14 protein-coding genes and 1 pseudogene are annotated in these 13,861 nt (G+C 60.7%); 8 read left to right on the top strand and 7 right to left on the bottom strand.

Annotated features, from left to right (window positions below):
• Nucleotides 1-7: 7 nt before the first annotated feature.
• Nucleotides 8-694 (bottom strand): 2-thiouracil desulfurase family protein, encoded by a 687-nt coding sequence (locus S7S_RS16985; RefSeq protein ID WP_008733018.1) that lies wholly within the window; start codon nt 692-694, stop codon nt 8-10.
• Between S7S_RS16985 and S7S_RS16980 the strand changes: the two genes are divergently transcribed.
• Nucleotides 693-1,643: a D-2-hydroxyacid dehydrogenase gene (locus S7S_RS16980; protein ID WP_008733020.1), complete on the top strand. Its 951-nt coding sequence runs from the start codon at nt 693-695 to the stop codon at nt 1,641-1,643. The two genes, S7S_RS16985 and S7S_RS16980, sit on opposite strands and share 2 nt — an antisense overlap.
• A 1-nt stretch (nt 1,644) precedes the next feature.
• The gene (locus S7S_RS16975) at nt 1,645-2,073 is read left to right on the top strand and encodes a secondary thiamine-phosphate synthase enzyme YjbQ (RefSeq protein ID WP_008733022.1); all 429 of its coding nucleotides are present in this window, start codon (nt 1,645-1,647) and stop codon (nt 2,071-2,073) included.
• A 44-nt stretch (nt 2,074-2,117) separates the two neighbouring features.
• On the opposite strand, the gene S7S_RS16970 is transcribed toward S7S_RS16975, so the two are convergent.
• The 5 genes from S7S_RS16970 to S7S_RS16950 all read right to left on the bottom strand — a co-directional run bounded on the left by S7S_RS16970 (nt 2,118) and on the right by S7S_RS16950 (nt 4,756).
• Nucleotides 2,118-2,810, bottom strand: a complete 693-nt coding sequence (locus S7S_RS16970) for a DUF2057 domain-containing protein (protein ID WP_008733024.1) — start codon at nt 2,808-2,810, stop codon at nt 2,118-2,120.
• A gap of 84 nt (nt 2,811-2,894) precedes the next feature.
• Complete coding sequence (locus tag S7S_RS16965; protein ID WP_008733026.1) at nt 2,895-3,251, bottom strand: DUF4870 family protein; 357 nt, start codon at nt 3,249-3,251, stop codon at nt 2,895-2,897.
• Nucleotides 3,252-3,280: 29 nt separating this feature from the next.
• A complete protein-coding gene (locus S7S_RS16960) occupies nt 3,281-3,589 on the bottom strand; it encodes a BPTI/Kunitz domain-containing protein (protein WP_008733027.1) in 309 nt (102 codons plus the stop codon).
• On the bottom strand, nt 3,565-4,122 hold the full coding sequence (locus tag S7S_RS16955; protein ID WP_008733028.1) for a mechanosensitive ion channel domain-containing protein: 558 nt from the start codon (nt 4,120-4,122) through the stop codon (nt 3,565-3,567). Before S7S_RS16955 ends, S7S_RS16960 begins: the two co-directional genes overlap by 25 nt.
• Nucleotides 4,115-4,756, bottom strand: a complete 642-nt coding sequence (locus S7S_RS16950; protein ID WP_008733029.1) for an MBL fold metallo-hydrolase — start codon at nt 4,754-4,756, stop codon at nt 4,115-4,117. The genes S7S_RS16955 and S7S_RS16950 overlap by 8 nt, the downstream gene beginning before the upstream one ends.
• A gap of 243 nt (nt 4,757-4,999) precedes the next feature.
• Here S7S_RS16950 and S7S_RS16945 point away from each other — a divergent pair, with 243 nt between their 5' ends.
• Nucleotides 5,000-6,199 carry a Fic family protein gene (locus S7S_RS16945; protein WP_008733030.1) on the top strand — a complete coding sequence of 400 codons (1,200 nt, stop codon included), beginning with the start codon at nt 5,000-5,002 and terminating at the stop codon, nt 6,197-6,199.
• Nucleotides 6,196-6,327 (top strand): annotated as a pseudogene (locus S7S_RS19440) (molybdenum cofactor biosynthesis protein); the annotation flags it as partial. The gene S7S_RS16945 and the pseudogene S7S_RS19440, both read left to right, overlap by 4 nt.
• A 93-nt stretch (nt 6,328-6,420) precedes the next feature.
• Here the strand turns inward: S7S_RS19440 and S7S_RS16940 are convergent.
• Nucleotides 6,421-7,803 carry a cytochrome P450 gene (locus S7S_RS16940; protein WP_008733032.1) on the bottom strand — a complete coding sequence of 461 codons (1,383 nt, stop codon included), beginning with the start codon at nt 7,801-7,803 and terminating at the stop codon, nt 6,421-6,423.
• A 172-nt stretch (nt 7,804-7,975) separates the two neighbouring features.
• Between S7S_RS16940 and moaB the strand changes: the two genes are divergently transcribed.
• The 4 genes from moaB (at nt 7,976) to S7S_RS16920 (ending at nt 13,797) form a co-directional block, all read left to right on the top strand.
• On the top strand, nt 7,976-8,500 hold the full coding sequence (moaB, locus tag S7S_RS16935) for a molybdenum cofactor biosynthesis protein B (protein WP_008733034.1): 525 nt from the start codon (nt 7,976-7,978) through the stop codon (nt 8,498-8,500).
• Nucleotides 8,497-9,699, top strand: coding sequence for a molybdopterin molybdotransferase MoeA (locus S7S_RS16930; RefSeq protein ID WP_008733035.1), 1,203 nt, complete (start codon nt 8,497-8,499; stop codon nt 9,697-9,699). The genes moaB and S7S_RS16930 overlap by 4 nt, the downstream gene beginning before the upstream one ends.
• A 199-nt stretch (nt 9,700-9,898) precedes the next feature.
• Nucleotides 9,899-11,500, top strand: coding sequence for an isocitrate lyase (locus S7S_RS16925; RefSeq protein WP_008733036.1), 1,602 nt, complete (start codon nt 9,899-9,901; stop codon nt 11,498-11,500).
• A gap of 611 nt (nt 11,501-12,111) precedes the next feature.
• Entirely contained in the window at nt 12,112-13,797 is a 1,686-nt protein-coding gene (locus S7S_RS16920; RefSeq protein WP_008733037.1) for an AAA family ATPase, read from the top strand.
• Nucleotides 13,798-13,861 lie beyond the last annotated feature (64 nt).

Here is a 13,861-nt window from a genome sequence, read left to right as displayed (position 1 = left end):
CGGCAGGCTAGTCCAGCACTCGTTCAAGATAAGCCAGCAACGGCGCCCGCACCGCTTCCACTTTCCATTCCGCCACCGCATCACGCACGGTGACGAGCCATTCCCCGGCTCCCCAGCGCTGATACTGCCGGTAGCAATACACCTGCAACACAAACAGCTCTACCTGCTCCGCCCGTGCCAGCGCTGGCTCACTGATCATCGGCAATAACGGCGCACGTTCCGACAGCCGCGCCGCGAAAGCACCGGAGGCGGTGCCGAGAGGTTCTCCCTGCTCCGCCCACACGGGCGTGTTGTCCACGCCGCAGCTTGGCGAACGCGCTTTCAGTACCGCGCCGCTGAGCGACGCCGGCAGCGTATCGGCGAAGCCGCGCAGCGCGTGGGTCACGTCCTGCTGGCTGTCCGCCACGCCGCGCACGCGCAGGCCGTCGGCCGTGCGGACCAGCTGGATCGGCGGGCGCGGCACACCCAGGCCGATGGCCATTTCCGGGCAATATTCCTGCAGCAACAGCCAGCGCCGCAGCACGCGTGCCACGGTGCCGTCGTAGCGGTTGCCGCCGTCGTAGCGCACCGGTTGCCCGGTCAGGCAGGCGCTGACCGCGATCCGTGGTTTATCATCGGCATGACCCAGGCGCAGACTGTTGAGCCAGGCATCCAGCCGCGACGGTGGTGCAAAACTGAATTCGGAGTAGTCCATGAAAGGCGTGTTCCTGGATACCGGTACCCTGCGACCGGCGGAAATGGATTTTACCGGTCTGGAGCAAAGCTTGCCCGAGTGGCAGCTGTACGACCAGACCTGGCCTGATGAGGTGGCGCAACGTATCGCCGGCGCCGCCGTCGTCGTCAGCAATAAAGTGGTGCTCGATGCCGCGCTGATCCGCGCGGCGGGCGATCTGAAACTGATCTGCGTGTGCGCCACCGGCACCAATAATGTCGACCTGGCCGCTGCCCGCGAGCGCGGCATCCCGGTCTGCAATGTGGGTGATTACGCTGGCCCGAGTGTGGCACAGCATACGCTGGCGCTGATCCTTGGTCTTGCCACACGCTGGCACGATTATCATCAGGACGTGCTGGCCGGTGAATGGAGCCGCTCGCCGATGTTCTGCCTGATGCACCGCCCGGTGATGGAACTGGCCGGCAAAAAACTCGGCATCATCGGCTACGGCACGCTCGGCCGTGATGTGGCAAAACTCGGCGAGGCGTTCGGCATGCAGGTGCTGATCGCCGAAGGCCGTGGCGGCCCGCAACCGGGCCGGGTGCCGCTGGCGCAGTTGCTGGCCGAGGCGGATGTGGTATCGCTGCATTGCCCACTGACGGATGACACGCGCGGTGTGATCGGTGCAGAGGCGTTGCACGCGATGAAACGCAGCGCGTTATTGGTCAACACAGCACGCGGCGGCCTGGTGGACGAAATCGCACTGCGCGAGGCCCTGCTCAGTGGCGAGATCGCGGGTGCCGCGCTGGACGTGCTGTCTGTCGAGCCGCCGCCGGCGGATCACGTTCTGCTGCGCGGCGACGTGCCCAACCTGATCATCACCCCCCACAATGCCTGGGTGAGCGTGGAAGCGCGCCAGCGATTGCTGGACGGCGTGGTGAACAATATCCGTGCCTGGCAGGCGGGCACCCCGACTAACCTGGTGAACTGACATGAGCTGGCAACAACAGACGTTTCGCCTGGCGCCGCGGACAAGGGGTTTCCACCTGATTACGCGCGAGGTGCTGGACGCGCTGCCGGATATGGCCCGCTATCGCATCGGGCTGCTGCATCTGTTTATCCGCCATACCTCGGCCTCGCTGGCCATCAATGAAAACGCGGACCCGGATGTACGCGGTGACCTGGAACGCCACTTCAACGTGATGGTGCCGGAAAACGCCCCGCATTATGAACACACGCTGGAAGGGCCGGACGATATGCCGGCACATATCAAGAGCGTGCTGATCGGCCCGTCACTGAGCATTCCGGTTAGCCATGGCCGGCTGGCGCTGGGCACCTGGCAGGGTATTTACCTGTGCGAACACCGTGACCACGGCGGCGGGCGGGAAATAGTTGCTACGCTGAACGGCGAGCTGACATAAACAAGGCGCCGTCCGGCGCCTTGTTGTGTGGTGCGTTGCCGGCGTTACTCGGCAATCCAGCGCAGAAACTCCCGCCGCTCTTCGGCGCTGGCCTGTGACCAGTAGGCTTTCAGCATGTCCACATAGCCCATGTCGGCGCCATTGCCGGCGGCAGCCGCTGGTGCTGCTGCCGGTGCGCTGTTGGCCGGCGCCACACTGGTCACGGCAGGCTGTTCGGCCACGGCGGCGGTGCTGCCGGCCACCAGGCCAGTGAACAGGCCCGGCCGTACCAGGCCGCTGGCGGTGGTGTCGCGGCGTTCTCCGGTGGCGATGTTTTCCACCCAGCCGGAGAAGTTGTCTGCCAGGTGTTCTGCCTGCTGCGCGTTCTCCGGTTTCTCGTAGGCCAGGCGATAGAACTCGCCGCCTTTGCCGTTCACGGTGAAGGTCACCGGGTCAGAGCGGTAGACGGCGTGGTTGTCCAGTTCCAGATCCCACAATTCCTTGTAGTAGGCGACGACGCGATATTCGCCCGGTGCCAGTTGCAGGTCCTGGTAGCCGGTGGCGAACAGCGTGTTGCCGCGCTCCACGCGCTGCTCATTGATGGTCAGGATTTCGAGCTGCTCAGGGACGCGAACGGTCAGCACCTCTGCGCGGCCGCGCTCGGGCCCTTCGTACAGGCGCAGGGTCGGGCTGCGTTCACAGGCGGCCAGCAGCCAGGCCAGTGAACCGATCAGAAGCAGGCGGATGAGCGTATTCATGACGAAACTCCCGGAGTGTGGGCGCCATGATGGCGCCCGTTCGTGACCGTTTTGTGGCAAGGGCGGGGTGCGCCCCTGCGTGGATTACCAGAGCCAGGTCGTGGGGACGGGCATGGCCTGGCCGTTGTTGATGGCCATCAGGCCCTTCGCGCAGCGCACAATGAACCAGACGAGCAGGCCCAGCATGAGAATGAAACCGACACCGATAAAGGACGTCAGCAGGCAGACGATGCCGTACAGCAGGCCGATCCAGAAGGTGCGGTACTGATACTGGAAGTGGCTGCGTTGCGGCTCGTTGGCACCGCCGTGGTAGACGTGTGCGAGTACCACGGCCACCAGCGAGGTGATCCCCACCACCAGCGAGACGAGATAGAGGATATAGACGATCCGCACCATGTTGGTCTGGTCTTTGTCGGCGGCGCTGGGCTGGTGTTCAGTCATTGAGGTGCTCCTTGTCTCGGCAGGTGTGCTCAGAACGACAGACTCTGTTTCACAGGCGCCACCGGCGGCTCGCCGGAGGCTGGCGCCTGGCAGCCGCTCTGGCAGGCTTCCATGGTTTCGAACGGCACCGTGCCGCCGCAACCGCCCCAGATAAAGCTGCGGCAGGCGCCGCTGGCCTGGTCAAAATAGTAGCGCGTAAAGGCGGCACGGCACATGCCGGAATCCGGCTTCTGGGCGCAGGCCGGGTCCATCGGCGCGGCCTGCCCGGTGTCGGCAGTCTGGCAGCCGGCCAGGGTGAGCAGGGCGAAAACAATCAGCGGCAGTGTTTTTTGTCGCATGGGAGCTCCTTGTTCGGGGCAAGCCGGATAACGGTACGTTGCAACAGCATGTTGTTGGGCAGTGTGTAGCGGTGCCCGTCTTCATCGTCCAGGGTCAGGTAGATCAGGCCCATGTGGCGCACGCGACCGGTCAGGGTGTTGTCGCCATCCAGCACGCGGATGCGGTCGCCGACCTGAAACGGCGCGCTGAAAAACAGAATAAAGGCAGCGGTGATATTGCTCAGTATCGACCAGGCCGCAAACAGCGCGATACCGACCACGGCAAACAGCGACGAGGCGATCACCATGAACCCCTGGCCGGTAAAGCCCCAGATGACGCCGAGCACCACCAGTGTGGTGATGATGGCCACCACATTGACCATCACCGTGACCTGGAAAATTCGCCCCGGACCATAGCCCTGGCGGGCACCGAAACGGCGTGCCAGGCGGCGCGTCACGCTGCTCAGCAGCAGGATTACCGTGAGGGCGACCAGGGTCAGCAGGATGCGCAGCAGGTTGTGCTGCGGAATATAGTCGTTAAAGAACTCAGCCACGGTGGTCACTCACAAACGGATTGGTGCGGCGCTCATGGCCCAGCTCCGACATCGGGCCGTGGCCGGGAATAAAGGCCACGTCGTCACCGAGCGGGAACAGACGCTCGCGGATGGAACTGACCAGTGTGGCGTGATCGCCGCGCGGGAAATCCGTGCGGCCGATGGACCCGGCGAACAGCACGTCACCGACCACGGCCAGTTTCGCCTGTGGCTGCCAGAACACCACATGGCCGGGGGTGTGGCCGGGGCAGTGCAGCACTTCCAGCGTGAGATTGCCCACCGTGACGGTATTGCCGTGGTGGAGCCAGCGGTCCGGGGTAAAGGCTTCGGCAGGCGGGAAACCGAACATCTGCGATTGCTGCGGCAGCATGTCGATCCAGAAACGGTCGTCCTCGTGCGGGCCTTCCACCGGGATGCCCAGCTTGCGCGCCAACTCGGCAACGGCGCCGGCGTGGTCGATATGGCCGTGGGTGACCAGAATCTTCTCCGGCTCCGCGCCCAGCTCGCGGATGGCGGCTTCAATACTGGCGATATCGCCGCCAGGGTCACAGATGGCCAGTTTGCCGGTGTCTTCGCAGACCAGGAACGAACAGTTCTGCTGGAACTGCGTTACCGGCAGGATTGCATACTTCATCGGGAATCTTGCCCCTGTTGGTGCGGGTGCCTGAATGTGGCGGGAGTATAGCAGCGGGCGCGCGGGCTGCCCCTCTCCGTGGTGGGTAAAAAAGGTAAAACGGCTCTGTCGGGCAGGTGGTGGCAGGCAGAGAGCGGTGCATTTAATAAGCGTGTGATCATGGCATTTAATTAAAGGTAGTCTTTAATAAGAAAGGGGGCTAGGGTATGGATCAAAGGCTACCTTTAATCGAGGACAGGGACGATGACCGAATCTGGCCGCTTCCGGGCCGGGCGCTATATCCGGCAGCCACAGGGATACAGAGCCTTTATCCCGGCCCCGCTGCCGCCAGTGGACCCGCCGCTGCAGCTTGACGATGCGACGCAGACGCTGCTCTCAACGGCGGACCGCGCACTGGGTCGTCTGGATGGTTCGATTCAGACACTTCCCGCCGCAGACCTGTTTGTCTTCATGTATGTGCGCAAGGAGGCTGTGCTGTCCAGCCAGATCGAGGGGACGCAAAGTTCCCTCAGTGATGTGCTGGCGGCTGAGGCCCAGTTGCTGGACCCCGGCCGGCCACAGGATGCCGCTGAAGTCCTGAACTATGTCCGGGCGATGCGCAAGGGCCTGGGCCGCCTTGACGCATTGCCCGTGTCTGTCCGCCTGATCAGGGAAATTCATGCGGAACTGATGCAGGGGGTAAGAGGCGAAGAGCGTCAGCCGGGTGAATTGCGCCGTTCCCAGAACTGGATCGGCCCGGGTGGCTGCACCCTGGCAGAGGCGGTGTATGTGCCACCGCCGCCGCATGAGATGGGTGAGGCACTGTCGGAATGGGAAAAATTTTTGCACCGCGATACCCGTCTGCCCCTGCTGGTGAAGGTTGGGCTGGCCCACGCCCAGTTTGAAACCATCCACCCGTTTCTTGACGGCAACGGCCGTGTGGGACGCCTGCTGATCACGTTGCTGCTGTGCGAAAAGCAGGTGCTGATGAAGCCGGTACTCTACCTGTCCCATTATTTTCGCCGCCATCGGCAGCGTTACTATGATTTGCTGCAGGCAACGCGGGACGACGGGGCCTGGGAAGCCTGGATCCGGTTCTTTCTGGAGGGGGTTGCCAGTGTCGCGGACGAGGCGACCGCCACGGCGCGGGGCATTGTTGCGCTGCGGGAGCAGCACCGTCAGGTGATCATTGCGCAGTTCGGCCGCCGGGCGGCGAACGGGTTGCAGGTGCTGGAATCGCTGTACACCATGCCGATCATCAGTATTCAGCACATCATCAACCTGACCGGCGTGTCGTTTCCCGCCGCCAGCCAGTTGATGGATGCGCTGGTGCGGCACGGCATACTGCATGAGATTACCGGCCAGCAACGCCACCGGCGGTTCCAGTATTCCGCCTATATCGCGTTATTTTCCGATGGCCCCGCGCAGGTCGGGGTATCTGAACCCAACGAGGGCAGACCATGAGCCAGGCCAGTCCCGATTTCGTCCCGCTGAATATCGCCGTGCTGACCGTGAGCGATACACGCACGGCGGAGAACGACACCTCCGGCGACCTGCTGGCGCAGCGCCTGGGCGAGGCCGGTCATGCGCTGGTCTTGCCCCCTGTTGGCACGGGTTCTTGAATGTGCCGGGCAGCCCCCTGTCCGTGTTGGGTGCCCCGCTGTGGCGGAAAAAGGTAAAACGGCTCAGGCGGTCATGCGGCGCCGGATCTGCACGGGCAGGCCGTCTTTCGGTACGGCCAGGGGCACGAGCTGGTACGGCATCCGGTAACCCTGTTCCACGCTGACCCGGTAGCGGCGCAGGAAGTGGAACAGGAATAGCTTGGTCTGCAATTCGGCGAAGTTCAGGCCGATGCACTTGTGGTGCCCGCCGCCGAAAGGCACCCACTGGAAGAAGTGCTGCTTGTCCTCGGCACGGGCCGGGCTGAAGCGCTCCGGGTCGAAGCGTTCGGGGTGCTGCCAGTACTCCGGCATGTAATGCGTGTGCAGCGGCACCACGCTGACCAGCGTATTGGCCGGCAGCCGATAGCCCTGCCAGGTGACCTCGGTGACGGTGCGGCGCGGGATGGTCGGCAGTGGCGGGAACATGCGCAGGGCTTCGCGGAACACCCAGGTGGTCTGTGGCAGGCGCTCCAGGTCGTGATGGGCCAGCGTGTCGGTGCCGAGGCTGAAATATTCCTGCGCCAGCCGCTCCTGCCACTCGGGGTGTTGCGCCAGCGCATGGATCACCGAGGACAGCGTGCTGGTGGTGGTGTCGTGCGCTGCGAACAGCAGGAAGATCATGTGGTTCATGATGTCCTGGTCGCTCAGCGTCGCCTCTCCTTCGTCATCGGCCGCACGGCACAGCTCGGAAAAGAAGTCGTCGCCGTCGCCAGCGCGCTTGGCCGGGATCAGGCCGGTCATGAACTGCTCCAGAAAGCGCCGACCGCGCAGCCCCCGCTGCCAGGTGGTGCCGGGGATCGGCAGGCGCAGCACCGCCAGCGAAGCCTCCACGGCGTCCACGAATGCCTGGTTGACCTGCTGCGCTTGCGGGCCCATATCCAGACCGAGGAAGGTTTCCGCGCCCACGTCCAGCAGCAGTGACTTGATGTGATCGAAAAAGCGGAAAGTGTGACCTTCCGGCCAGCCGCGAATACCGGCGGCAATGCGCGGGTTCATGCGTGTCATGTAGCCGGCCAGGGCGTTTTTCTTGAACGCCTGCTGCAGCATGCGGCGGTGGAACTTGTGGTCGGCGAAGTCGCGCAGCATCAGCCCATCGGTGAACAGCCTTTCCAGCATCGGGTTCCAGGCGGCGCGGCTGGAAAAGACGTGGTCGGTGTCGCGCAGCACGAACTCATTGGCGTCCGGGCCGAGCAAGGTGACGCTGCGCTGGAAAAAGGCGTTGCTGCGGAATACCGGCCCGTACTTCGCCGCCTTGCGGTGCACCAGGCCCTGGAAATCACGCAGGAATTCCAGCGTATTGCCGAGTACCGGCAGGCCATAATCGCCGGGAATATGGGCCAGTTGCCGTTGCGGCATGCGGGGCAGGCGGGCGGCGTGTAGCTGGGCATCGTGCATCGAGGCGGACATGGGCGTGCTCTGGCTGGTCTGTGGGGTCAGAAGGACAGGCGCAATGTATCCATGCCGGCGTGCGCCGCACCAGTGGTTGCGCGCAGGTGTCAACGCGTGCTGTCCGGGGGCGTCGGCCTGTCACGGGATGCGCTACCATGGGCGCCGGATTATCCCTCGCACAGGAGTTGCCATGAGCCAGGCCAGTACCGACTTCGTCCCGCTGAATATCGCCGTGCTGACCGTGAGCGATACACGCACGGCGGAGAACGACACCTCCGGCGACCTGCTGGTGCAGCGTCTGGGTGAGGCCGGCCATGCGCTGGTGGCGCGCACGCTGGTGCGCGATGACGTTTATCAACTGCGTGCGGTGGCCTCCGCCTGGATCGCCGATCCGGCCATTCAGGTAGTGCTGGTGACCGGCGGCACCGGTTTTGCCGGCCGCGACGTGACACCGGAGGCGCTGGCGCCGCTGTTCGACAAACCGATCGAGGGCTTCGGCGAACTGTTCCGGCAGGTGTCCCTGGCTGAGATCGGCACGTCCACCATTCAGTCCCGCGCGCTCGGCGGCGTGGCCAACCACACCGTGATCTTCTGCATGCCCGGCTCCACCAATGCCTGCGCTACGGCCTGGGACAGGATCATCGGGCAGCAACTCGACAGCCGTCACCGGCCCTGCAATTTTGTCGGCCTGGTGCGCCGGGGTGGTGCCGCATGATGCCGCTGGCCGAGGCGCAGGCACGGCTGCTGGCTAATGTGCCGCCGCCACCAGCTACTGAGCGCTGCCCGCTGAATGCAGCACTGAATATGGTGTTGGCGGAGACCGTGACCAGCACCGTGACGGTGCCGCCGTCGGATAACAGCGCGGTGGATGGCTACGCCGTTCGTTACGCTGACCTGGGCCGGGTGCTGCCGGTCAGCCAGCGTATCCCGGCCGGGGCGGTCCCAGCCCCGCTGGTGCCGGGCAGCGCCGCCCGCATCTTCACGGGCGCGGCCGTGCCGGCGGAGGCCGACACCGTACTGATGCAGGAGGAGTGCGAGGCCCTGGACGGGCAAGTGCGCCTGCCTGCGGCCTCGTCAGTAAAAACATCGCCAGTAAAAAAAGGGGCCAACATTCGCCGGGCGGGGCAGGACATCCGCGCCGGGGACGAGGTCGTCAGCGCGGGCACACGCCTCTCGCCGCGCCATCTGGGCCTGCTGGCCTCGGTGGGTGTGGCGGAGGTGAGTGTTTACCGACCATTACGGGTGGCCCTCCTCAGCACCGGCGACGAACTGGCCGAGCCCGGCACCGCTGCCGCACCGGGACAGATCTACAACAGCAACCGTTACCTGCTGCATGCCCTGCTGGCGGAGGCCGGCATGATCCCCGTGGACCTGGGCCGCGTGGCCGACGACTACGCCGCCACCCACGGCGCCCTGGCCAGCGCCGGGCAGCGCTGTGATCTGGTGCTGACCACCGGCGGCGTGTCCGTGGGCGAGGAAGACCATATGCGTGCCGCCGTGGCGGCGCTGGGTTCACTGGACCTCTGGCGGGTGGCGATCAAGCCGGGCAAGCCGTTCGCCTTCGGCCATCTCGGCGATACGCCCTTCATGGGCCTGCCTGGCAACCCCAGCGCCGTGCTGGTGACCTTTATGATCCTGGTGTTGCCCTGGCTGCGTCGTGCGCAGGGGCTGGCGGGCGACCCGATGCCGCCGTGCGTCGGGTTGCCGGCCGGCTTCAGCACGGACAAGCCGGGCAAGCGTGAGGAATACCTGCGGGTGCAGGTCGTCGGCGAGGCGGGCCAACAGCGCCTGCAACCCCACCCGAACCAGAGCTCCGGCATGCTCAGCTCGGCCTGCTGGGCCGAGGGGCTGGCGGTGGTGCCGGCCGGCAGGGTGGTCCGCGAAGGCGATGTGCTGGGCTTTATCCGCTTCTGAGGCGCCTCGGGGCAGCACTATTCATCCGGTGAATAACGAACATACAGTATATTGATTTTTTTTATGTCCGGCCCGGCCCTAGAATGCCCAGCATCTGCAGCCGGCCCCGGACGCTCCCTCCGAGCCCGGTCGAGTCGCTGCAGCCGGTGCCACCCCGATGGCTGCCCTCATCCACCCCGTAAACGTAAAGGATCCGACCATGTCTCAATATTCCAAGGAGATCGATGCGGTTGCCTCCGCGGTGAAAGGTTTCCCGACCTGGAACGCGATCAACCCGGAATCCGCTGCCCGCATGCGTCTCCAGAACCGTTTCACGACGCACCTGGACATCGCCAAGTACAACGCGAAGATCATGCGCGAAGACATGGCGGCGTATGACAAAGATTCTGCCCAGTACACCCAGTCCCTGGGCTGCTGGCACGGCTTCATCGGTCAGCAGAAGCTGATCTCCATCAAGAAGCACTTCGGCACCACCAAGCGCCGTTACCTGTACCTGTCCGGCTGGATGGTGGCTGCACTGCGTTCCGAGTTCGGCCCGCTGCCGGACCAGTCCATGCACGAAAAAACCGTCGTGGCCGACCTGATCCGCGAGCTGTACACCTTCCTGAAACAGGCTGACGCGTGGGAACTGAACCACCTGTTCCGCAGCCTGGACGAAGCCCGTGCCAAAGGCGACAGCAAGGCCGAAGCTGAGATCATCAGCAAGATCGACAACTTCGAAACCCACGTTGTGCCGATCATTGCCGACATCGACGCCGGTTTCGGTAACGCCGAAGCCACCTACCTGCTGGCCAAGAAACTGATCGAAGCCGGTGCCTGCTGTATCCAGATCGAAAACCAGGTATCCGACGAGAAGCAGTGTGGACACCAGGACGGTAAAGTGACTGTGCCGCACGAAGACTTCCTGGCCAAGATCAACGCCGTACGTTACGCGTTCCTCGAGCTGGGCGTTGACGACGGTGTCATCGTTGCCCGTACCGACTCCCTGGGCGCTGGCCTGACCAAGCAGATCGCGGTCACCAACGAACCGGGCGACATCGGCGACAAATACAACAGCTTCCTGGACGGCGAGTACATCGACAGCGCCGACCAGATCGCCAACGGCGACGTGGTGATCAAGTCCGAAGGCAAGCTGAAGAAAGTGAAGCGCCTGGCTTCCGGCCTGTTCTGCTTCAAAGAAGGCACCGGTATCGACCGCGTGGTGCTCGACTGTATCACCAGCCTGCAAAACGGCGCTGACCTGCTGTGGATCGAAACCGAGAAGCCGCACGTTGGCCAGATCGCCGAAATGGTTAACCGCATCCGCGAAGTGGTGCCCGACGCCAAGCTGGTCTACAACAACAGCCCGTCCTTCAACTGGACCCTGAACTTCCGCCAGCAGGTATTCGATGCATGGCAGAAGGAAGGCAAGGACGTGTCTGCCTACGACCGCGCCAAGCTGATGAGCGCCGACTACGACAACAGCGAGCTGGCGGCCGAAGCGGACAAGTGGACCCAGAACTTCCAGCGCGACGCGTCGCGTGAAGCGGGTATCTTCCACCACCTGATCACGCTGCCGACCTACCACACCGCTGCGCTGTCCACCGACAACCTGGCGAAAGGCTACTTCGGCGACGAAGGCATGCTGGCATACGTGGCCGGTGTTCAACGGAAAGAAATCCGTCAGGGCATCGCGACCGTGAAGCACCAGGACATGGCCGGCTCCAACATCGGCGACGACCACAAAGAATACTTTGCTGGTGAAGCTGCGCTGAAAGCTGGTGGTAAAGACAACACCATGGGTCAGTTCGAGAACGTGTGATCAACTGATTTATTGGTGTGCAAAAAGAGGCGGGGTGATCCCGCCTCGGATTGACCACAAACCCCGGTTATCCGGGGTTTGTTGTTTCTGGAGTAGGGGGGCTGAGGCGAGGGAGGTTGGTATGACGCCGGAGAGGGGGCAGGCGGGAATGTGTGCGTGTCCCGGATCGCTCGCTTGCTAAACCTGAAAAAATTTCATGTTGGTTTCGATGAACCCCGCCTTGTGCGGGGTTTGTTTTTTTTGGGATTGATATCACGTTTTGGGTGGGGCAGGATTGGTGTTGGGTTACGGGTATATGGGCAAGCTCTCGGAAGAAGAGTGGCTATTTCTCTATTTTAAAAATCGATATTTAATGAATGCCCGCTGACGTGCCGGGTTGTGTGTGGTGTTTTCTTTATGTTGCGCTTCCATACAGGGAGTGCTGTTGGGACGGGAAATGTGGACGTCACGCGAACAGAAGCCTGTTATGGATGATTGGGCGTAACCTTTTGAATAATAAATTCTTTATTTTTCGCATGCGTTGGTTGTCGGGGTGATATGAGGAATGCGTCGTTATTGGATATGCGTGCCTTCGTTCTAATTACTTTTGGTGATACAGAGAAATCAACTCCATGAAAATAAGAAGTATTAGCTTTTTAAACGATCCCATTCTCGGAAGTTTAGATTTGGACTTTCAAATCGACGGGCAAGCAAGCTCTACGATCTATGTTGCTGGAGAGAATGGAACAGGGAAAACTGCAATTCTCAATGCAGTTTTCCGACTTGCGAATATCCAGCCAAACAGCATAAGCGAAGGTTCTACGATATCGTATCGCATTCAGCTCTCTCAACAAGAAGTAGTTTTACTCTCCCAGAATCGCAGCCTGCAGGTGCCCAAAGGAAGCGTTCTAGATGAGAATATAGAGGTAAAATTGGTTGGTGAAGGGCGGCACGACTGGAATGGCATTAAGTTGTTCGCAACTGTTAACGGTAATAGGAAAGAGTTTCCTGGCCACATCCTTGCTGACCAAGGAACGAAGAGTATTTTCAAAATTCTTTTCTCTGACGTAGCTATAAATTTCACACCTAAGGAAATCGGCTCAGTTACAGCGAAAAATCTTGACGAAGTAGCAATAAGCCAGAAAACCACTCATAACCTAGCTACAGAGATAACCCAGTTGATGATAGATATCCAGGCGCTCGATGACGCTGACTTATCTAAATGGGTAAGAGAAAATAAAGGTCAGAAAGTTGATGAAAGAGTGCTGGACCGGAGAATATCGCGATTTCAAAAGGCGTTCTCTAGCATGTTTCCTTCAAAGCACTATGAAGAGATAAGGAACGTTGGTGGAAAAAAGAAAGTTGTGTTCAATGATAGTGGGAGAGAGTGTTTCATAGGAGATTTGAGCTCTGGGGAGAAACAGATCGTATTCAGAGGGGGGTTCTTTCTAAAAGATCTAGGAGCGGTAGTTGGCGCAGTCGGGCTGATTGATGAGCCGGAGATCAGTTTGCATCCAGATTGGCAGTTGAAGATTATGAGCTTTTACAAATCCATACTGGACGTCAGCCAGGATAAGACAAAGTCCCAGATAATCGTCGCGACTCACTCACCATTCGTTCTTCAAAATTATAATAAAAGTAGCGAAAAAATTATTGTTCTGAAAAGGGCGTCGGATGGGGCGATTGTGGTTGAAAAAGAGCCGACCTTTTACGGGTGGACTCATGAGAAAGCTATCCGAGAAGCCTTTGACATCAAGATAGACGCAGATGTTTCCGCTCCTCTTATATTGGTCGAGGGCGAGACTGATGAGAGATATCTAAATGAAGCTGTCAAAAAGCTTGGTGTTGACCTGAAGGGCGCAGAGATCAGGTGGGTAGGAAGGATTGGAGAACGAGGGGATGCCGAGTTTACGGGGGATAAAGCGTTGAATCATACATTGGCGTTTGCCAAATCAAATCCCGAAGCGGTCGGTCGCCCTCTTGTTTTACTATACGATAGCGACACCAATAAGCCTGAGTCTAATCATGGTTTTGTGGCAGTGAGAACGATGCCATTCAAAATGGACCGAAATATAAAAAAAGGAATCGAAAACTTAATTAGAGTTCCAAATGACGTTGATCTTATCGACTTCGCGTCGGTTACGGAAAGAACCGATGATTATGGAATGCCGAATATAATCCGAAAACTCGATAAAGCTAAGTTTTGTGATTATATAATTGAGAGGAGCAGAACGGGAGATTGCGATGACTTGTTCGAAGACTTTCGTGGCTTGTTTCAAGAACTAGGAGATGCTGTTGATTGTTTGTCCGAGCGCTAACAAATTGAAAGGCGGGATTTCGGGACACGCATGAATTTTCGGCCTAGCTAGATATTGCGGTTAT

Origin of the sequence: Isoalcanivorax pacificus W11-5, assembly GCF_000299335.2 — a bacterium.
In the GTDB taxonomy this organism is placed as follows: domain Bacteria; phylum Pseudomonadota; class Gammaproteobacteria; order Pseudomonadales; family Alcanivoracaceae; genus Isoalcanivorax; species Isoalcanivorax pacificus.
This window is presented reverse-complemented; position numbering and strand designations above follow the sequence as displayed.